Source organism: Microcoleus sp. AT3-D2 (assembly GCF_036705715.1).
GTDB lineage: Bacteria > Cyanobacteriota > Cyanobacteriia > Cyanobacteriales > Microcoleaceae > Microcoleus.
Genome location: NZ_JAUBVE010000031.1, coordinates 33,058 through 50,612, shown reverse-complemented (window position 1 = coordinate 50,612; position 17,555 = coordinate 33,058). Strand labels below are relative to the sequence as shown.

General features: G+C 46.8%; 19 protein-coding genes. 14 read left to right on the top strand and 5 right to left on the bottom strand.

What is annotated here, in order from left to right:
* Nucleotides 1-79 precede the first annotated feature (79 nt).
* From opcA to QUB44_RS15140, 12 genes are all read left to right on the top strand, one after another.
* Nucleotides 80-1,444: a glucose-6-phosphate dehydrogenase assembly protein OpcA gene (gene opcA / locus QUB44_RS15195; protein WP_333368848.1), complete on the top strand. Its 1,365-nt coding sequence runs from the start codon at nucleotides 80-82 to the stop codon at nucleotides 1,442-1,444.
* A gap of 375 nt (nucleotides 1,445-1,819) precedes the next feature.
* Nucleotides 1,820-3,373 carry a cobyrinate a,c-diamide synthase gene (locus QUB44_RS15190; protein WP_333368845.1) on the top strand — a complete coding sequence of 518 codons (1,554 nt, stop codon included), beginning with the start codon at nucleotides 1,820-1,822 and terminating at the stop codon, nucleotides 3,371-3,373.
* A 218-nt stretch (nucleotides 3,374-3,591) separates the two neighbouring features.
* A complete protein-coding gene (locus QUB44_RS15185) occupies nucleotides 3,592-4,083 on the top strand; it encodes an ureidoglycolate lyase (RefSeq protein WP_333368842.1) in 492 nt (163 codons plus the stop codon).
* Nucleotides 4,084-4,185: 102 nt separating this feature from the next.
* Nucleotides 4,186-5,106, top strand: coding sequence for an FkbM family methyltransferase (locus QUB44_RS15180; RefSeq protein WP_333368839.1), 921 nt, complete (start codon nucleotides 4,186-4,188; stop codon nucleotides 5,104-5,106).
* Complete coding sequence (locus QUB44_RS15175) at nucleotides 5,091-5,375, top strand: amidohydrolase family protein (RefSeq protein ID WP_333368836.1); 285 nt, start codon at nucleotides 5,091-5,093, stop codon at nucleotides 5,373-5,375. Before QUB44_RS15180 ends, QUB44_RS15175 begins: the two co-directional genes overlap by 16 nt.
* A gap of 23 nt (nucleotides 5,376-5,398) precedes the next feature.
* A complete protein-coding gene (locus QUB44_RS15170; protein ID WP_333368833.1) occupies nucleotides 5,399-5,752 on the top strand; it encodes a hypothetical protein in 354 nt (117 codons plus the stop codon).
* Entirely contained in the window at nucleotides 5,721-6,173 is a 453-nt protein-coding gene (locus QUB44_RS15165) for a hypothetical protein (protein ID WP_333368830.1), read from the top strand. Before QUB44_RS15170 ends, QUB44_RS15165 begins: the two co-directional genes overlap by 32 nt.
* A gap of 84 nt (nucleotides 6,174-6,257) precedes the next feature.
* Nucleotides 6,258-6,566 carry a hypothetical protein gene (locus QUB44_RS15160; RefSeq protein WP_333166970.1) on the top strand — a complete coding sequence of 103 codons (309 nt, stop codon included), beginning with the start codon at nucleotides 6,258-6,260 and terminating at the stop codon, nucleotides 6,564-6,566.
* An 11-nt stretch (nucleotides 6,567-6,577) separates the two neighbouring features.
* Nucleotides 6,578-7,030 (top strand): hypothetical protein, encoded by a 453-nt coding sequence (locus QUB44_RS15155; RefSeq protein ID WP_333368827.1) that lies wholly within the window; start codon nucleotides 6,578-6,580, stop codon nucleotides 7,028-7,030.
* Nucleotides 7,031-7,126: 96 nt separating this feature from the next.
* Nucleotides 7,127-7,567, top strand: a complete 441-nt coding sequence (locus QUB44_RS15150; protein ID WP_333368824.1) for a KGK domain-containing protein — start codon at nucleotides 7,127-7,129, stop codon at nucleotides 7,565-7,567.
* A gap of 119 nt (nucleotides 7,568-7,686) precedes the next feature.
* The gene (locus QUB44_RS15145; RefSeq protein WP_333123882.1) at nucleotides 7,687-7,863 is read left to right on the top strand and encodes a DUF4089 domain-containing protein; all 177 of its coding nucleotides are present in this window, start codon (nucleotides 7,687-7,689) and stop codon (nucleotides 7,861-7,863) included.
* A gap of 24 nt (nucleotides 7,864-7,887) precedes the next feature.
* The gene (locus QUB44_RS15140) at nucleotides 7,888-9,351 is read left to right on the top strand and encodes an AtzE family amidohydrolase (RefSeq protein ID WP_333368821.1); all 1,464 of its coding nucleotides are present in this window, start codon (nucleotides 7,888-7,890) and stop codon (nucleotides 9,349-9,351) included.
* Nucleotides 9,352-9,362: 11 nt separating this feature from the next.
* Here the strand turns inward: QUB44_RS15140 and rpsU are convergent, their stop codons facing one another.
* Both rpsU and prfB read right to left on the bottom strand, forming a co-directional pair.
* The gene (gene rpsU, locus QUB44_RS15135; RefSeq protein WP_006632476.1) at nucleotides 9,363-9,557 is read right to left on the bottom strand and encodes a 30S ribosomal protein S21; all 195 of its coding nucleotides are present in this window, start codon (nucleotides 9,555-9,557) and stop codon (nucleotides 9,363-9,365) included.
* A 195-nt stretch (nucleotides 9,558-9,752) separates the two neighbouring features.
* Nucleotides 9,753-10,869 (bottom strand): peptide chain release factor 2 gene (prfB, locus tag QUB44_RS15130; protein ID WP_333166976.1). Its coding sequence is split into 2 segments (ribosomal slippage): nucleotides 9,753-10,796 and nucleotides 10,798-10,869, totalling 1,116 coding nucleotides; the frame shifts between segments, so codons are not numbered across the junction.
* A gap of 204 nt (nucleotides 10,870-11,073) precedes the next feature.
* Between prfB and QUB44_RS15125 the strand changes: the two genes are divergently transcribed.
* Nucleotides 11,074-11,814, top strand: a complete 741-nt coding sequence (locus QUB44_RS15125; RefSeq protein ID WP_333368817.1) for a Uma2 family endonuclease — start codon at nucleotides 11,074-11,076, stop codon at nucleotides 11,812-11,814.
* Nucleotides 11,815-11,912: 98 nt separating this feature from the next.
* Here the strand turns inward: QUB44_RS15125 and QUB44_RS15120 are convergent, their stop codons facing one another.
* Both QUB44_RS15120 and QUB44_RS15115 read right to left on the bottom strand, forming a co-directional pair.
* A complete protein-coding gene (locus QUB44_RS15120) occupies nucleotides 11,913-13,496 on the bottom strand; it encodes a tetratricopeptide repeat protein (RefSeq protein ID WP_333368815.1) in 1,584 nt (527 codons plus the stop codon).
* 245 nt (nucleotides 13,497-13,741) lie between these two features.
* The gene (locus QUB44_RS15115) at nucleotides 13,742-14,470 is read right to left on the bottom strand and encodes a Bax inhibitor-1 family protein (protein ID WP_333368812.1); all 729 of its coding nucleotides are present in this window, start codon (nucleotides 14,468-14,470) and stop codon (nucleotides 13,742-13,744) included.
* 567 nt (nucleotides 14,471-15,037) lie between these two features.
* On the opposite strand from QUB44_RS15115, the gene QUB44_RS15110 reads away from it, so the two are divergent.
* The gene (locus tag QUB44_RS15110) at nucleotides 15,038-15,361 is read left to right on the top strand and encodes a PEP-CTERM sorting domain-containing protein (protein WP_333368809.1); all 324 of its coding nucleotides are present in this window, start codon (nucleotides 15,038-15,040) and stop codon (nucleotides 15,359-15,361) included.
* 85 nt (nucleotides 15,362-15,446) lie between these two features.
* Here the strand turns inward: QUB44_RS15110 and bchD are convergent, their stop codons facing one another.
* Nucleotides 15,447-17,552 (bottom strand): magnesium chelatase ATPase subunit D, encoded by a 2,106-nt coding sequence (gene bchD, locus QUB44_RS15105; protein WP_333368806.1) that lies wholly within the window; start codon nucleotides 17,550-17,552, stop codon nucleotides 15,447-15,449.
* Nucleotides 17,553-17,555: the final 3 nt, after the last annotated feature.

Sequence of the window (17,555 nt, the reverse complement as noted above, 5' to 3'; positions counted from 1 at the left end):
TAATGACTAAGAACCAATGACTAAGAACCAATGACCAATGACTAATAACTAATGACTAATAACAAAGGAGAGAAGATTTATGACGATGACACCGATGAAAGCTCCGCCTCTGGTTTCGCTGCAAAATCCTAAAGATGTGTCGATCGACCAAATAGAAGCAGAATTGAGTCAAATTTGGGAAAGTTACAGAGAATCTGGTTCAAAGGGCGATGTTCCGATCGCTAGTAGGGCAACAACTTTTACTTTTGTAGTCTACGAACCGGAAGAAACTCAGCGGTTATTAGCGGATCTGGGGTTTTACGACGGGCCAGTGGACGGTATTACTGGGCCGATGACGGCATCTAGCATCAGGGCGGCTCAAAAAGCTTACGGACTGCCGAGAACTGGCAAACCTAATGCTGAATTGCTGGCAACTTTGCGGGAAGAAGTGGCTCGCAAAAATTCCAATGGTGAGGAGATGGGATCGAGTGGTTTGGGTTCCGGGGGTTCGGGCGTGGCTGACGCGATTGTAGCTGCCAATCCCTGCCGGATTATTGCTCTGTGCCCGACGGCGGGGGAAGATACGGGCGTACAGGCTCAAGTGGCTGCTTATTGTCCGGTGCACAAGCGCACCACTGGCAATCTGATCTGCTGCGAGTATATTACCCTGCGGGGTACGGAAGCTGCTTTGGAACGGGTGAGTGGCATCGTGACGGCGTTGACGATCCCGGATTTGCCGACGCTGCTGTGGTGGAAGGCGAATCCTGATGCCGATCGAGGTTTGTTCCAGCGGCTGGCGACAATTAGCAGTTCTGTGATTGTTGACTCTAGCAGCTTTGCCGAGTGTGAAGCTGAATTGCTGTTGATGCAAAGTCTGATCGAGGAAGGAATTCCGATCGCGGATCTGAATTGGCGTCGGCTGGCGGCGTGGCAGGAGTTGGCTGCTGAGGCTTTTGACGCGCCGGAACGTCGCGCGGCGATTCGGGAAATCGATCGGGTGACGATCGATTACGAACAGGACAATTCTACTCAAGCGCTGATGTATTTGGGCTGGCTGGCGAGTCGGCTTCAGTGGCGTCCGGTTGCTTTCAAACAGGAAGAGGGCGATTACCAAATCAAGCGAATTAAATTCGCGGGGCCGGACGAACGGGTTGTCGAAGCGGAGTTGGCTGCTATTCCTACTGCTGATACGGGCGATGTTCCGGGCGATTTGATTGCTCTGCGTTTGAATTCGACGAACGAAAAGGCTGACTGCGGTACGGTTCTGTGTTCGGAAGTGGGCGGCTGTATGCGGATGGAAACAAAGGGCGGCGCTCAAACCGATCGGTTTAACCAGGTGAGTCCTCTGTTCGATCAGGTGACGGAACAGTTGCTGGGCCAGCACTTGCAGAGTTGGGGCCGAGATGTGCTTTACGAAGAAAGTTTGGCAGTGACGGCTCAAATGCTGAAGTTGGCTAAGCGGTAAAGAGAAGTTCGGCAACGGATTGTGTAACGGATGTAACGGATGTAACGGATGTCAGTTCGATGTCCGTCGGAATAAGGAAGAAGGAATAAGGATTGAGTTAATATTCAGTGGGGCAGGCAATGTCTGCCCTACTTTTTTAGGAGTTATGAGTTAGAATTTATGAGTTTTGAATTAATAATTTTCTTTGACTCAAAACTATAAATTACTTCTAAAAAGCAACGAAATTACCTATATTCTTCTTCTCATTCTTCCTTCGCGGTCTTCGCGTCTTCGCGGTTCGTTAAATATGTATGTATTATTTGAGAAGTTCGAGAGCAATACTCATAACTTTATAACCGATCTATTTTCAGTATTTTTTGTAACTAATCTAGAACTATGACTTTAGTAATTGCTGGCGAACGCAGCGGGGCGGGAAAGACGACTGTGACGATCGCCCTTTTAGCTTATTTAATCCGTCGCGGCTTGAATGTTCAATCTTTTAAGGTGGGACCCGATTACATTGACCCGATGTTTCATGCTTTTGTTACTGGTCGCCCCTGTCGAAATTTAGACCCGGTGTTAACGTCTGAATCTTATGTAAAAAAGTGTTTTTCTCGTCATATTGAAGATGTCGATTATGCCTTAGTTGAAGGGGTGATGGGGCTATTTGATGGGGTTTCTCGGAAGAAAGAAGAAGAAAGTTCGGCAACGGATTTCGTAACGGATGTAACGGATAGAAGTTCGGCAACGATTGTACGAGATGTAAATGATGTAAATGATTTAACGGATTTAAGGAAGCCAGAAGGAAAACAACACTATTCTATTTCCTTTGCTTCTACGGCTCATGTTGCTCATTTGCTGAATTTGCCGGTATTGTTTGTGATAGATTGCAGCAGGCTCTCTGGTTCTGTGGCTGCGATCGCCCACGGTTTTCGTTCTTTTAACCCTGACCTTAAATTCGCTGGTTTGGTGCTGAATCGGGTGGCTAGCGATCGACATTTGGAGTTGCTTCAAGAGGCTCTCAAACCGCTCAATTTACCTATTTTGGGCGTTTTGCGTAGGGATGAGGCTGTTACTATTCCCGATCGACATTTGGGTTTGATTCCTGCTGAGGAGTTGCCGAATCTTCATGCTGCGATCGATAAACTGGCTGATTTGGCTGCTGTTAGTTTTGACTGGGAGCAACTTTTGCCTTTGTTGGCTGCAACTCGAAATGGGGGGGGTGAGGGGTCTGAGCAACTTTCGGGTAGACACAGTCTCCCTTCGGTTATTGTAACTAAAAAAGATGATGTTGTCAACAGTTTGGGAAAACAATTTGGAGTGAGGATTGCTGTTGCGCGCGATCGGGCTTTTAATTTTTACTATCAGGACAATCTTGATTTGTTGGAAGAGTTGGGTGCCGAGTTGGTATTTTGGAGTCCGCTTGATGACTCGGTTTTTCCTGACAATGTGCAAGGGTTATATTTTGGTGGTGGTTTTCCCGAAGTGTTTGCTCAAAAATTGAGCGGTAATGTTTTAATTCGGGATGCGGTAAGAAGTGCTATTTTTTCGGGAATGCCGACTTATGCGGAGTGCGGCGGTTTGATGTATTTGTGCGATTCTATTGTAGACTTCGATGGCAATTCTTGGCCAGGGGTGGGAGTGTTGAAAACTGCTGCTGCGATGGGAAAGCGTTTGACGCTGGGATACCGAGAAGCTGTGGCGGTGAGGGATAGTTCGGTGTTAACTGCTCTTGATGAGGTTTGGGGACATGAGTTTCATCGATCGCATTTAACTGTTGAACCGAGTAATCCAGTTTATCACAGTTGGAGGTATGGGAAACGGGGGGAAGTTGAGGCGGTTGCTGAAGGTTGGGGAGTTTGTCAGGTGCACGCTTCTTACTTGCATTTGCATTGGGGTGCTCGGCCTGATATTCCGGCTCGTTTTTTGCAGCAGTGTGCTGATGCGTGATTGTAAGGTTGATACTGAAACCGCAGATGTCAGGCAGATAAACACAGATTAACGCAGATTAATTTCAAGAAGGGCGATCGAATGAAAGCAATCTTGTTTATTTTCTTGTGGGATGAGTCGAAAGGTTGGTTTTTAGCTGCACTCCAAGTAGAAATAAAGTGAGCTTACTATTTATATTAGAATATTTATGACGGAGAAAGCTAGGAATGTTGGGATTTATGAGCGAATCAATTTCGACTAAGCACTTATCCGCACAATGGGCGACACCGGAGAATTTTCGGAGTTACGGTCAAGTTATCTTTCCGGCTGTTGATGGCAAGTCTTTCGATGCTGAGGATGCTCAGTTAAACTTGCAAAATGGTATTCCTAGATTTTACATTATGCGGCTGCACAATAAAGGTCGCAAGTTTGGCAAAATTACACGACACGTTCAATGTACTCAGTGTTTGGGTTCTTTGGATGGGAAGGATTGGTTGATTGCGGTTGCGCCTCCTGGGGATAGCTATAAACCGAGTTTAGAAGATATGGCTGCTTTTCTGATTCCGGGCAATTGTTTTATTAAGTTAGATGTGGGGACTTGGCACGCTGGGCCTTATTTTGATGCGGATTTTGTTGATTTTTACAATCTGGAGTTGAGCAATACTAATGTGGTTGACCATTTTACTTTTGATTTTGTGAAACATCACAATCTGGAGTTTGAGATTGTCTGATTTATTTAATAAAAATTTGTTGTAGAACTTTGATAGTATATCAACTAGGCTGATTATAGCTGCTTAACCATGTTTAATAGTTTTGGGAGAGGTCTAATAATTATGAATTATCCACTCTATACTCTTTTGATTTTACCCTATACGCGCCAGGAACTCCCAGGATGGGGAAAACTGATGACACTCACAGGTGTGTACCGGGAAGATTTGTGGAAAAATGCTCCTATACGGGAGATGCGAGGGAAGTTCCACGGTTATCGGATGGCGGTGGATCTTTCCAAGTGGAACGATCGCATGAGCTATTTTTTAGGCCGTTATTATGACTTACCGACACAACTCTTCGTCCAAAATTCTGTACAGCCTGGGGACAGCTTTATTGATGCGGGGGCAAATACGGGCATGATTACTCTTTTGGCTGCTTATCATACAGGAACAACAGGATGCGTACACTCTTTTGAACCAAATCCTCTGGCGTTTCAAAAATTAAAAGCTGCGGTAACAGACAATGAATTGCATAAAGTTTCTCTGCACCAGTGCGGCCTTTCTAACGAGCGAAATGAACTGACACTGACAGTGCCTACAGATGTTAGTGGTTTGGGTACTTTCGCTCAACTTCCCGAAAAAGATCGAAGGCTGATTTCTAATCAGTATCAAGTGCCTGTGTATCGCGGAGATGAAATGCTCCCAGATAATCTTCCTGGTGCTACTTTTATTAAAATTGATGTGGAGGGGTTTGAGGTGAATGTGATTAAAGGTTTCTCCCAAACGCTGCAAAAGCTTCGCCCTGCGGTGTTGACAGAAGTTGTAGCTGGCCATCTGGAACGGGCCGGTTCCAGTGTAGCAGAACTTTGCTCTCTGATGGGCGAATTTGGTTATGAAGCTTTTAACTTGGAGGCGAAACGGGAAGGTTTGGGCGCTCGGCTACAATTGTCCAAGGCGAAAGAGGGAAATATGACTGATGATGTGGTTTGGCTGCATTCTGAGAGTCCTTTATTTTCTCGACTGCAACAGTGGATGACACACTGATATTGCAGAGGATAAGAATTGCAAGTGCAGGGAAATCTAGGCTGATTTCCCTTTGTTGTAATATGGTCACTGTCAACGGTGCTAAAACTCTCAATCTGGGAGATGATAATTATGGGATAGATGCGGGGAAACCTGCAAATTTGATTGTGTTGGATGCTGAGGATTGTTATGATGCAATTAGGAAGCGCGCTGCGGTTCGGTATGTGATTTCGCGGGGTAAGTTGTTGGCGGCAACTGTACCTGCTAAAATGAGTTTTTATTCGGTTTGACAAACAATATTTTAAGCTTTTAAATGGTGAAGCAAGGTGCTATTCCCGATGAGATTCCGAGAAATTTGCAGGAGCAACTTCTGTTGCAAGATGCTAAAGCTAGCGTCGGCAAGCGAATTCAAGGCAGTGCAGATAAGCCGTTGGGAGATGCTCCCAGATTGGTTGCTAATTACGGGGGCAAAGTCGGAGATTGGGTTAAAATGGTTAGTGCCCAAACCGCAGTAATTGAGGGAGCAGTTGTTGAAGTACATTGGTTCAGAAATAACGAGACTGCCCAACTGTTGAGTTCAAATTCAAACGTACATATCCTAAAGCTGCACTTAAAAATCTGTAGTTATAAAAAACATGAAAATTCGCTGTATTGCCAATACAGGTAATGCTCTCCCTGAAAGTTACCTCAAGCCTGAGTTCTATTTTACGAAAGAAGTGGGATTTCCCCTAACGCTTGGCAAGGAATATGTTGTCTACGCTCTTTACCAATCGCAGGGTAATGTTTGGTACTATATCTGTGATGATAACTACACCTATTATCCCATGCAGAATCCTGCACCGCTGTTTGAGGTGGTTGACAGTAGAGTTTCTAAGTATTGGCGGTTTGAACTAGCACCGAATGGGCGGTTAGAGATGGCTTTTGAACAGTGGTTTACCGATCCTTATTTTTATGATAAACTGACGGATCAGGAAGAGGCGGAAGTTGAGATTTTTGAGAAGGTTAAGGAATTGATGGATGCTGAGGATTTTACTTTGCCTCCGTTAGATATGGCAGTTGAGAAGTTGCGGGAAACTGTCAGTGTTTGAGTTGAGAAAGTGGGAAGGTAAATTTAGTCTTTTGCCGTTGATTCAAACAGCTTTTTGACAAATAACATCTGCAACTGTTAAACTATGAATCAAGGTGCTATCCCCGATGAGAGTCCCAGAAATTTACCAGAGCAATTGCTCCTGCAAGATGCTAAGGCTGGTAATTGCATAGTAATTCATTGCGCTACAGATAGACTGTTGGGCGATGCACCGAGACTTATTGCTGTTTATGGCGGGAATGCTGAAGAGTGGGATAAAATGACAAGTATTGAGGCTTTTGAAATTAATGGAGCTTCCGTACAAGTCCATTGGTTTCGGAACAGTCAGACTCTTCAAGATGTGGAGTTTAAGTTCAAGCGACAGTATCCCAAAACAGCCCCTAAAAATCTGTAGGTAATCAAGTTATGAAAATTCGTTGTATTGCTAATACGGGTGAATCTCTCCCTGAAGAATATATAGATACGCCACGCGGTTACACTAGAAAGGTTGAGTTACCGCTAACTATAGGCAAGGAATATGTTGTTTATGCTATCCGAGAATGGAAAGGGACTATTTGGTACTACATCTGCAATGATAATTATAGCTATTATCCCATCCATAATCCGGCGCCGATGTTTGAAGTGGTTGACAGCAGAATTTCTAAGTATTGGCGGTTTGAACTTTCGCCCAATGGCTTGTTAATGATAGCGTTTGAGCAGTGGTTTACTGACCCTTATTTTTATGATAAGCTGACGGATCAGGAAGAGGCAGAGGTTGAGATTTTTGAGAAGGTTAAGGAATTGATGGATGCTGAGGATTTTACTTTGTCTCCGCTAGATGTTGCCGTTGAGAAGTTGCGGGAAACTGTCAGTGTTTGAGTGGACAAGTGCGATAGTCAATTTATTTATTTACCAGCTTGAATCAGATAGCTTGAAATGGTATCAAAGAGGAATAAACAGAATTTTTGAAAAAAAATGAACGATAAAATTGAATCCAATAAAAACTATGAGACAGTAGGCGATGATGATGTTTTGTTATTCGGTCAAGCAACTTTTCTGGTACGAAAGTTTAAAGAGCTATCCGGTAGCAAGTTGAGTGAGATCCTGGGGATTTCCGCAAATGGACAATACATAAGAGATTGGATGAGAGAGCTAAAGATTAACCAAGAAACAATAATTAGTGGAGGTGAGATAAACTGGAAATCGCATCAAGAAGGAATCGATTGCCAAATTATCAAAATTGGTTCTAAGGGTTGGCAAAAAGGAAAGCTTCAAATAGAAGTTAAGAAAAATATAACGTCGGGGGAAACGCAGACATCTATAAAGTTTTGTCCTGATGAACCAATAGAGCCAAAATCTCCTTTAGATGATATCAGACAATCTGAGGAATACAAAAAGCTGAGCAATAATAACTGACTGCCCGATCGCGATTACAATACAATAATCGATCGCACTTATATCTGAACCTTAGATATTCAACCGCAGATGAGGGCGGATGTACGCGGATGAACGCTGATGTTGTTTGGGATGGACTAATGACAAATATAGAAGAATATGTCGATCGCACCGCCGAACTGATAAACTTACCCTTAGACCCAGAACATCGGCCCGGTGTTGTGGTAAACTTCGAGAGAATAGCTGCGATCGCCCGACTCGTTACTGAATTCCCTTTACCCCCAGAAGTAGAAGTCGCGCCGGTGTTTGAACCTTAGATTTTTAACCGCAGATGAGGGCAGATGAACGCAGATGAACGCAGATGTTTTTTAGATAAGGCTGATGCGGTTGCTACGGCAGCGGCTGTTAAATGTGGTAAGGTTACGGCTACAGAGGCGGTAAGTGCTGCTTTGGAACGGATTGCTGTTAAGGATAAAGCTTTTAATTGCTTTACTGCAATCACTGCATCAAGCGCACTCGCAGCAGCCGAAAAAATAGATAATTCGATCGCACACAACCAAAACCCAGGCCCTTTAGCAGGCGTTCCCTTCGCTGTTAAAAACCTGTTCGATATCGGCGGAATTACTACTCTAGCAGGGTCAAAAATCAACGCTGACAATCCTCCGGCTACCCAGGACGCGGCGGTGGTCGCCCGACTAAAACAAGCCGGTGCAATCCTCGTAGGTACTCTTAACATGGACGAGTACGCCTACGGTTTTGTGACGGAAAACAGCCACTACGGCCCGACTCGCAATCCCCGCGATACTGCGCGCATCGCTGGCGGTTCCAGCGGCGGTTCCGCAGCAGCAGTCGCCGCCGGTTTTGTACCCTTCACTCTCGGTTCTGATACTAACGGTTCCATCCGCGTACCGGCTGCTTTGTGCGGTGTCTTTGGGTTTAAGCCTACTTACGGCCGTTTGTCCAGGGCTGGCGCTTTTTTATTTTCGAGTAGTTTGGATTGTGTGGGGCCGTTTGGGCGATCGATCAGAGATATGGCGCTGCTGTACGATATCCTGCAAGGCCCTGATTCTCGTGACCCAGTTTGCACTCAACGCCCGCCAGAAGTTTGTTCGCCGCAGTTGAATCAAGGCATCGAAGGATTGCGAATTGCTGTTGCTGACGGGTATTTCGCCACAGGGGCCGCACCGGAAGCAATGGAGGCTGTAAAAATAGTTGCTAAAGCCTTGACAAATGTCTTGGATTGTGGTAAAACCACGGAAAAAACAACAAACCCCCCAAAAATAGGGGGGCTTGCAACTGTCAGCATACCGGAATCCGATCGCGCCCGGGCTGCGGCATTTATCATTACCGCTTGCGAGGGGGGAAACTTGCATTTGGACAATTTGCGATCGCGCCCTCAAGACTTCGATCCTGCCACGCGCGATCGCTTTTTAGCGGGAACCCTGATCCCTGCGACTTGGTACTTGCAAGCGCAGAGATTCAGACAGTGGTACCGCGATCGAATTCGCGAAATATTCCAACAAACAGACATCATCCTCGCACCCGCAACCCCGATAGCTGCCCCTGAAATTGGCGTCGAGAAAATGGTAATAGCCGGACAAGAAATCTTAGTGCGTCCCAATCTCGGACTGTTCACCCAACCCCTATCATTTATTGGCTTGCCCGTTCTTTGCGTGCCCGTACAGCGGCCCGGCGCTTTGCCCTTGGGGGTACAAATTATTGGTGCTCCCTACAGCGAAGCGGTGATTCTCCGAGTCGCTGCGGTACTAGAATCGCAAGGCATTATATCTGCCGAATCAATTTAGTGCTAATAATTCTAGGGTTTGTTGTTGCGGTGGAAGCGTCTCTTAGTCCTTCTGGCAATAGCTTTGCGCTTCTGCTTTTCCAACGGGGTTTCAAAGTGGCGGTGCTTTCTCATGTCGGGGAAAATACCCGCTTTGGAAACTTGTCGCTTAAACCGTCGTAGGGCTGACTCAATCCCTTCATTTTCGCCTATTACAACTTGGGTCATTATTTCTCCTTAGTGTTTGTCAGATCAAGTTTTATCATATCAAGCTTTTTGACCGCGCGACCTGTTGGAGGTCGGGCGATCGACCAAAACCCAAAAATCATACCAGAAAATTGGTTCGTAGTGAGGAATGCAAGTCCTGCTTTTTTGCGGACTGAAGTCCTCATTGACAACTGTCAACTGACTACTGACTACTGACTACTGACTACTGACCAACTGATTTTCCTGCCGCAGGTAAGCTTGAATAAACGGCTCTAATTCGCCGTTCATCACATCTGCGATGGCGGTTGTTTCCACTCCAGTACGCAAATCCTTGACCATTTGGTATGGGTGAAAAACATAATTGCGAATTTGGTTCCCCCAAGCCGCCTCCACCATATCGCCGCGAATCTCGGCAATTTCCGAAGCCCGCTGTTCCTTAGCAACCACCAACAGCCTAGCCTTGAGTAATGCCAGAGCTTTTTCCTTATTTTGCAACTGACTGCGTTCTTCAGTACAGCGGACGGCCAAACCGGTAGGAATGTGAACGATGCGGACTGCGGTTTCTACCTTGTTAACGTTTTGCCCGCCCTTGCCGCCAGCGCGGGAAGTCGTGATTTCCAAATCTTTTTCTGGAATGTCCAACTTGACGGATCGATCGAGAATTGGCATCACTTCAACGCCTGCAAAACTGGTTTGACGCTTGTCGTTAGCATTAAAAGGCGAAATTCTGACCAAGCGGTGAGTGCCTTTTTCCGATCGCATATAACCGTAAGCGTAGCGGCCGACAATTTCCAAAGAAGCCGATTTAACACCTGCTTCCTCTCCTTCGGAAATTTCCATTAAATGTACTTTGTAACCTTGACTTTCCCCCCAGCGGGTGTACATCCGCAGCAGCATTTCGGCCCAATCTTGAGCGTCGGTACCGCCGGCGCCGGCGTTAATCGTCAAAACAGCGCCGCCTTCGTCGTAGGGCCCAGATAGTAATTGTTGCAGTTCCCACTGGTCGAGTTCGCGGGTTAACTGAGAAAGACTCGATGAGGCTTCTTGGAACAGGGACTCGTCGGCTTCTAACTCCAGCAGTTCTAAAATAGCTTTAGCATCTTCCAAGCTCGTTTGCCAGCCGCGATATTGGTCTAAATGAGATTTGAAGTCATTAAGTTCTTGGAGGGTTTCTTGAGCTCGATCTTGGTCGTCCCAAAATGCTGGTTGGGCGCTGATTTGCTCTAAGTCTTGAATTTTGGCTGTGAGTGCGGGGATGTCAAAGATAGTCCTGGGTTGCACCCAGTCGATCGGACAAAGTTGCGATATTGTGTTTGATGTCTAGAACTTCCACTGTGAGTTCTCCTAGTTGTGGGCTGTATTTTTGAGTTTAGCTGAAATTGGGATATTTCAACAAACAAAATGTTATTGCTTCTTCCTGATTAGATATAGTGCGAACCCGTTGAATTGAAAATTTTACAGCATTAAAAATTCAAACTTCAAAAAAAGTTGCTATAATCTAAAATCAGGTTAACGATCTCGATGGAAGTTAACTGCTATGATTTCCCCAGAACTAAAATTAAGCTTGCCGTCCACCGAAGACCTGCCCTGTTCGGACGATACCCCTGTGGATAACGAAGACCAGAATCTGCTGCCGAACCTATTGTTGTTTGTCCTGACCAGCATTTGGTCGGCTCGCATGGATTGGTACTTTGGGGTGGATATGGCGGTGTATCACACCACAGGAATCAGTCCCAAAGTGCCTGTCGTCCCCGACGGGTTTCTCAGTTTGGGGGTGGAGCGCCGAAAAGGGGGCAAATCTCGCCGCAGCTATGCTGTCTGGGAAGAAAACGAGGTTGTGCCGATCGTAGCATTGGAAATGGTGTCTCACAAACCCGGTGGGGAGTACGACGAGAAGATGTCGATTTATGCCGGGTTAGGGGTGTTGTACTACATTATTTACAATCCCGAATTTTGGCGGCGCGATCGGCATCAACCGTTTGAAGTGTACAAGCTGATTGACGGGCAGTACCGGCAGCAGATTGGCGAACCCTATTGGATGCCAGAAGTGGGACTGGGCATGGGGCGATCTCAGCAAGTTATTGGGGGGATCGAGCAAGAAATTCTGGTTTGGTACGACGAGTCGGGAAATGTCTATCCCCTACCGGATGCAGCGGCAGGGCAGATGCGCGAACAGTTGAGGGTAGAACGACAACGAGCCGAGGTTCAACAGCAACGAGCCGAACGCCTAGCTGAGTATTTGCGATCGCAAGGGATAGATCCCGATAACCTGCCTTAATCGTGACATGAAATGCGATCGGCTTCATCGCATTCTTCCTTCTATCTTGTGACAACAGTCAACAGTCAACAGTCAACAGTCAACAGTCAACTGACTTCTTAGATATACTGCGAACCTGTTGAATTGAAAGTTTTACCGCATTCGTGAGCGCATACGTCCAACCTTTTAGAACAGGAAAAACTTTTTGTGAGGTCTTCGCGAAACCAATCTCTGGCGATCGCATCTTTCACCGATTGAGTTCTGAGAGAATTAAAACCATTTCCGTATTTTTCAATTAAAGCCAGCATTTGCGGTCTGTAAGTGTGGTTATAAATAGCGTATTTAGTGTGGCTTACCCAACAGCAAGGCCAGAGTTCCGCTTCAAAACTGATGAAAATCTCTTGGGTGGCTTGAGTTTGACAGCTAATTTCTACATTACGGTAGTAATTGTTTAGGCTACCAAATTTTTCTACAGCTTCGATAAATTGGTCTCCCTGGGGATTTTTATATTGTTCCAACGATGGGGGTTGGAGTTCTTCGCTGGCTGGCTTTGATGGGACAGAAGGAGTGGATTCTGGTGCTTGAGAGGTTTCGATAGCTATAGCTTGATACCAAGCATAATTGGCTTTTTCTGGTTGCCCCAACTGCGTCAACACTTGAGCTAAATTGCGATAAGCTCCGGCAAAATTGGGTTTAAGCTCGATCGCCTTTTGGTAATAAGCACTAGCTGGCTGCCACTGTTGCTGTTGAGCATAAAGACTGCCGACATTAGCATAAACTTCTGGAAAATTAGGCTGAATTTTGAGGGCCTTTGCGTAACAGTCTGCTGCTGCTTGCATCTTCCCCAAACCTTGAACAGCATTGCCCAAAGTTTTCCAGGCTGCTGCAAAATTAGGTTGAATTTTTAGGGCTTGTTGACTGGCTGCGATCGCCTCTGACAGTTGCCCTTGTTTCAAACATTCCTCAGCTTGTCGGTGGAACTGAAGCGCGGCTTGTTCTTGATGCTGAGGGGCTGACACATTAGCTGTTGGTGGTTGGTTTTGGCGATCGCTCTTAGCCTCTACCTGAGAGTTTTCTGCCTTCTGGGGCTGTTGATTTGCCGACTCTTTGTCATAAATCTCTTTCGCCACAAAACGAGAGGTTGCTTTCGGTACAAACTCGACAAATCCTAATTGTTGGGCTAAATCCCGCGCTGCTTCTACTTGGTGCTGGTTGTGTTCAAATATCAAGTAATGCCATACAGCTTTTCCGCCAGCTTGGATAAAGGCATTAACCGACTGCATTATCCTGTCCCAGTTGGTATTTTGGCGGTAGATGCTGTTAGTATCGGCTAACCCATCGATACTAAAAATTACGCGATCGTGTTCTCCTGTCATCGCGTTTGCCAGGGCTTGCCACCAGTCGGGATTGCGTCCGCTACCATTTGTGTACAGGCTGATATGAGGAACTCCCATGCGGTGCAAATACTCGATCGCCGGAATTGTGGTATTGCTAGTCATAGCATCGCCATAGTTGCCGCACATATACACCAAATCCAACTGAGAGCAAAACTCTTGTGGGAAAATTCTCTCAATATCCTCCATCTTTAATTCTGCCCCCGGCAAAATCGGGTTGCCGGTGCGGGGACACTGCGGACAAGCTGCATTACACCGGGAGGTAATTTCTACGCTGACTCTCCTAATATCTTCATATTTTAAGTACATGAGTTTTCCCCAATTAATTTGTGATTAATATTGAAATCGCGATCGACACAATTACATAACAAGAGCTTGGATTGAGCGATTAAAAAGTAAGATTATACCTCATGTCTGCAGGCGGCGAACATAATATAAGTTTTTTGTATGAGGGACAGAGGATGCGATGAGGACTATCTTGGTGGTAAATCTTAATCAAAAACCGCGGCCCGATGTCGATCGAGCCGCGGTTTTTTTTTAAGCTAAAGTTTCAATTAATCGCGGCCGTTGAGAGCAATCAGCAGGCGCAGAATGAAAATGAACAAGTTGATGTAAGTCAAGTACATCGACAGAGCTGCGGGCAAATACTGGTCGTCGCGGTAGCTGCGGGGTAATATGTAAAAATCGACGATCGCAGCGCCGGCAAATATAAACACGCCGATGCCAGAAATGCCAATTTCCAACCAAGTTGGGGTGTAGACGCCAAATAGAGAGAGCAGAAACTGACCGCCAACGACGACGAACAAAGCAATGACACCTAAACTGATAGTTTTGGTGAGGGCCATGCCGTCTTGTTCAGAAAGGTTGGATCCAATTTGACGGGCGGCGATAAAGGTAATGCCGCATCCGAGAGCGGCAAAAGCGATGCCGGAGATGCCGACGCCTTGGGTTCTGAGGGCTGTAAATACCAATCCGCTGAGGGTGTAGCCGGAAAGCAAGCTGTAGGTTGCCAGCAGGGGCAAGGCGGTGTTTTTGTTGCCTTGTTGGGCGGCGGCGCTAGCGACAAAGAACAGAATTAATTCTAGGACGATCGCGCCGATGAATGTGGGAAAGAAGATCCCGGGATAGTTGCGGATCACTCCCAGGCCCCCGTAGGTGCCGACAGCAGTTAAGACAAGTCCGCCGCCCACGAAGGGGAGAGCGTTGGAGATGACGTTGGGGCCTACTAGCGCGTGGTTTTTGGCCTCGCGCACGGCTTCGCGGAAATTGCTAGTGTTACTCACGAGGATTTACCTAATTTTGGCTGAGAATTGCTATCTATCATTTTGACAGCTTTACACTGTGTTTGCAAAACATGAAAGAGTTTAAAGATTTGATAAAGAACGGGGGTGAAATCACTCCAAAGCAGGGATCGATTGTTTATAATCGACAGCGTACAGGTATGTGTCGTGTCGCTGTCTCGCACCGTTGCGCGTCGCGGCAAAGCTATAACTGAGGTTAAAGGGCCGGCGCTATCTGTGGCCAGGGGCCAGCGCTATCTGTGGCCAGGGGCCAGCTTAAAGTCCATCAAATCGCAGATAACTCAAGTCAATCAATTTTGGATGGGGGATTTACGATTGGGGATTAAGGAGTATATGCTAGAGACAGGGGCCACAGTTGAGTTTAGGTTTTTGATTGGCGACTTAGTTGAAACTAGGGACCAGAAACTTCAATAATCTAAAATATAAAATCTAAAATCTAAAATCTAAAATCGGTTCCGTTAATTGCTAAGGTAGCTCAGACACAGGATACCCAGAAAATTAATGAATAGATCGAATTGTATCGACAAACTGCTAAATAGGTAATGTCTAATGCCCACATTTTTTGAGCGCAAATTATTGCCACCTACAGCCGGAATTTTATTGGCTGTCGCCGTTATTTCCGGCGGTCAAGCTGCCGTTGCAACTAATGTCCGAGCCGTTTCTACCGCTACTTCAGGGCAGGGTTCAGAATATTTGCTCCTGGCTCAGACCGGTCAACTCCCCCAAAGTACAACTTCTTCAACGCCGAACCGGGGGACGACAAACCGCGTGCCTCTGCCCGTAAGAATTCCTGAGCCTTCGGCGGTGGTAGGGTTGGGTTTAGTTGCGGGTTCGCTGGCGCTGACTCGCCGGAGAGTGAGAGTTAAAAATTAGACTTTTTTGGGCAAAAAGTCTAATTTTTGGATTTTTAACCGCAGATAAACGCGAATAAACGCAGATAAATGTGGCTATCAGGATTTTAGCCGATCGCGTCGCGTAGAGCATTTTTAGTCATAGCTGCGATCGACTGTTCGGTAGCTTTCGGCAAATGATAGTATTTCCCTCCAGAAGTCTTGGCCAATTCCTTCGCAAAGCCAGTCGAAATAAACTTGCTCTCGGTATCAATTACCAGCAACTGCATTCCCAACCCACGAATTTTGGCAGCAATTTCTAACAATTCCTGCTTAATATCAGGCTTTTCTCCCTCTACAATCGGTTCGCCCAAAGAACGAGCCAAAGGAATATTACCGCGTCCGTCAGTAATGGCGACAATCGCAACTTGACCGATATCTCCAGACTGACGGGCGTTGACTCCCACCCGCACTGCTTGAGTCAAACCGTGGGCCAGGGGGGAACCGCCTCCGCAGGGCAAACGTTCCAAACGCTTGCGGGCCAAGGCTATGGAGCGAGTCGGCGGTAGCAGCACTTCTGCTTGTTCTCCGCGAAAGGGAATCAGAGCAACTTGGTCGCGGCTTTGATAAGCTTCTGTGAGTAGCTGCATGACTGCACCTTTGGCTGACTGCATTCGGTTGAGGGCCATCGAACCGGAAGCATCGACGACAAATACGACTAAAGCTCCAGCTTTTCTGGCCAAGCGCTTCGCCCGAATATCTCCCTGTTCCACAAATACACGCTTCTCTCGATTTGTGATTGAGTCGGCGGTGGATTGCTGGTCTGAATTCCTGTCGCGGCGGGCTTTTTGGTAAGGTGCGGCGGCTCTGAGGGTGGCGTCAACGGCGATGCGGCGGACGGGGCCTTTGGGTAATACTGGCTTGACGTAACGGCCTCTATCTTCCGAGAAAATGGTGCTGCGGCTGCCCGATTTGCCTTGGCGGTTGGCGGCTTGGGCGAAGAAAAGCACGCTGGGGTCGAGAATTACTCCTTCGGGGTCGAAGAGAAATTCTTCGGGAATGGTATCTTTTTCTGGTTCTTCTTCAGGTTCCGGGTTGTCTTCATCCTCTTGGTCTTCTTCGTCTTCTTGCTCGTTTTCTGGTTCGTCTTGTTCTTGTTCTGACTGCTTTTGGGGAGGCGGTGGGGGGGGAGGGGGAGGAGAGTTTTCGTCGTCTGGGGGAGTTTGTATGATGGTGGCGCGGGGTACGATGACTAATTCTACGGCGCGGCGCAGGTCTTCGGCGTTAACTTCTGTGCGTCCTTCGATGGCGGCAGCGGCTTTGGCGACGCGGACTGCGAATATTTCGGCGCGGTGTCCTTGAACGCCACCCCGGATGGCTTCTTCTACTAGGTAGGCAATTTGTTCGCGTTTAATGCTGACATCTTTGAGCCATTCTCTGGCTAGGATGATTTGGGTTTTGAGGTTGTCGGTGTCTTCGGCGTATTGATTGAGAAATTGTTGGGGGGAGCTGGAGTAGGATAAAGCTTGTTCTACTGCATAGACTCTTTCTTCTAGTTCGAGTGCTGCATCGGCTGAAAGTACGATCGCGATGCGATCGAGCAAATGTTCTCTCAGCGGCCCTTCTTCGGGGTTGTAGGTGGCGATAAATAGAGGTTTGCAGGGGTGTTGAAAGCTAATGCCTTCGCGCTCTATTTGGTTGCGCCCTTCGGTTAATACTGTTAGCAATTGGTTGGAAATGTTGTCATCGAGGAGGTTAATTTCGTCAACATAAAGTACGCCTCGATTTGCTTGGGCTAGGAGTCCGGGTTGAAATACGGTTTGACCGAATTTTACTGATTGTTCGACATCGACTGAACCTAAGAGTCTGTCTTCGGTGACACCCAAAGGAATTTGAATGAAGGGTGTGGGAATTATTTCTGTATTTAGGGAATTAGTATCGGTGGTGGGGGCATCTTGCCCGCTTTCTTCCAATATAGAAGATGCCTTTTGTTCAATATTTTCATTAGGTTCGGCGTTGCAAAAAGAATCTTTAACAATTTCAATGGGTGGCAGTAAGGAGTGCAAGGCACGGGCCATTACTGATTTTGCTGTACCACGGCGCCCTGCGATCGCAACTCCTCCCAATCCGGGATCTACTGCTGCTAACAGCAGGGCTAATTTGATTGCTTCTTGCCCGACTACGGCGGTGAGGGGAAAGGCTATTGTGGAAGGGCTAAGGTTGGCGGCAGGCATAGG

Excerpts from the sequence above, each read along its gene's own strand:
- bchD (WP_333368806.1), bottom strand. The coding sequence starts at position 17,552 with ATGCCTGCCGCCAACCTTAGCCCTTCCACAATAGCCTTTCCCCTCACC.
- opcA (WP_333368848.1), top strand. The coding sequence starts at position 80 with ATGACGATGACACCGATGAAAGCTCCGCCTCTGGTTTCGCTGCAAAAT.
- QUB44_RS15155 (WP_333368827.1), top strand. The coding sequence starts at position 6,578 with ATGAAAATTCGTTGTATTGCTAATACGGGTGAATCTCTCCCTGAAGAA.
- QUB44_RS15170 (WP_333368833.1), top strand. The coding sequence starts at position 5,399 with ATGGTGAAGCAAGGTGCTATTCCCGATGAGATTCCGAGAAATTTGCAG.
- QUB44_RS15165 (WP_333368830.1), top strand. The coding sequence starts at position 5,721 with ATGAAAATTCGCTGTATTGCCAATACAGGTAATGCTCTCCCTGAAAGT.
- QUB44_RS15145 (WP_333123882.1), top strand. The coding sequence starts at position 7,687 with ATGACAAATATAGAAGAATATGTCGATCGCACCGCCGAACTGATAAAC.
- QUB44_RS15120 (WP_333368815.1), bottom strand. The coding sequence starts at position 13,496 with ATGTACTTAAAATATGAAGATATTAGGAGAGTCAGCGTAGAAATTACC.
- QUB44_RS15185 (WP_333368842.1), top strand. The coding sequence starts at position 3,592 with ATGAGCGAATCAATTTCGACTAAGCACTTATCCGCACAATGGGCGACA.
- QUB44_RS15190 (WP_333368845.1), top strand. The coding sequence starts at position 1,820 with ATGACTTTAGTAATTGCTGGCGAACGCAGCGGGGCGGGAAAGACGACT.
- QUB44_RS15140 (WP_333368821.1), top strand. The coding sequence starts at position 7,888 with ATGAACGCAGATGAACGCAGATGTTTTTTAGATAAGGCTGATGCGGTT.
- QUB44_RS15125 (WP_333368817.1), top strand. The coding sequence starts at position 11,074 with ATGATTTCCCCAGAACTAAAATTAAGCTTGCCGTCCACCGAAGACCTG.
- QUB44_RS15150 (WP_333368824.1), top strand. The coding sequence starts at position 7,127 with ATGAACGATAAAATTGAATCCAATAAAAACTATGAGACAGTAGGCGAT.
- QUB44_RS15160 (WP_333166970.1), top strand. The coding sequence starts at position 6,258 with ATGAATCAAGGTGCTATCCCCGATGAGAGTCCCAGAAATTTACCAGAG.
- QUB44_RS15180 (WP_333368839.1), top strand. The coding sequence starts at position 4,186 with ATGAATTATCCACTCTATACTCTTTTGATTTTACCCTATACGCGCCAG.
- rpsU (WP_006632476.1), bottom strand. The coding sequence starts at position 9,557 with ATGACCCAAGTTGTAATAGGCGAAAATGAAGGGATTGAGTCAGCCCTA.
- QUB44_RS15110 (WP_333368809.1), top strand. The coding sequence starts at position 15,038 with ATGCCCACATTTTTTGAGCGCAAATTATTGCCACCTACAGCCGGAATT.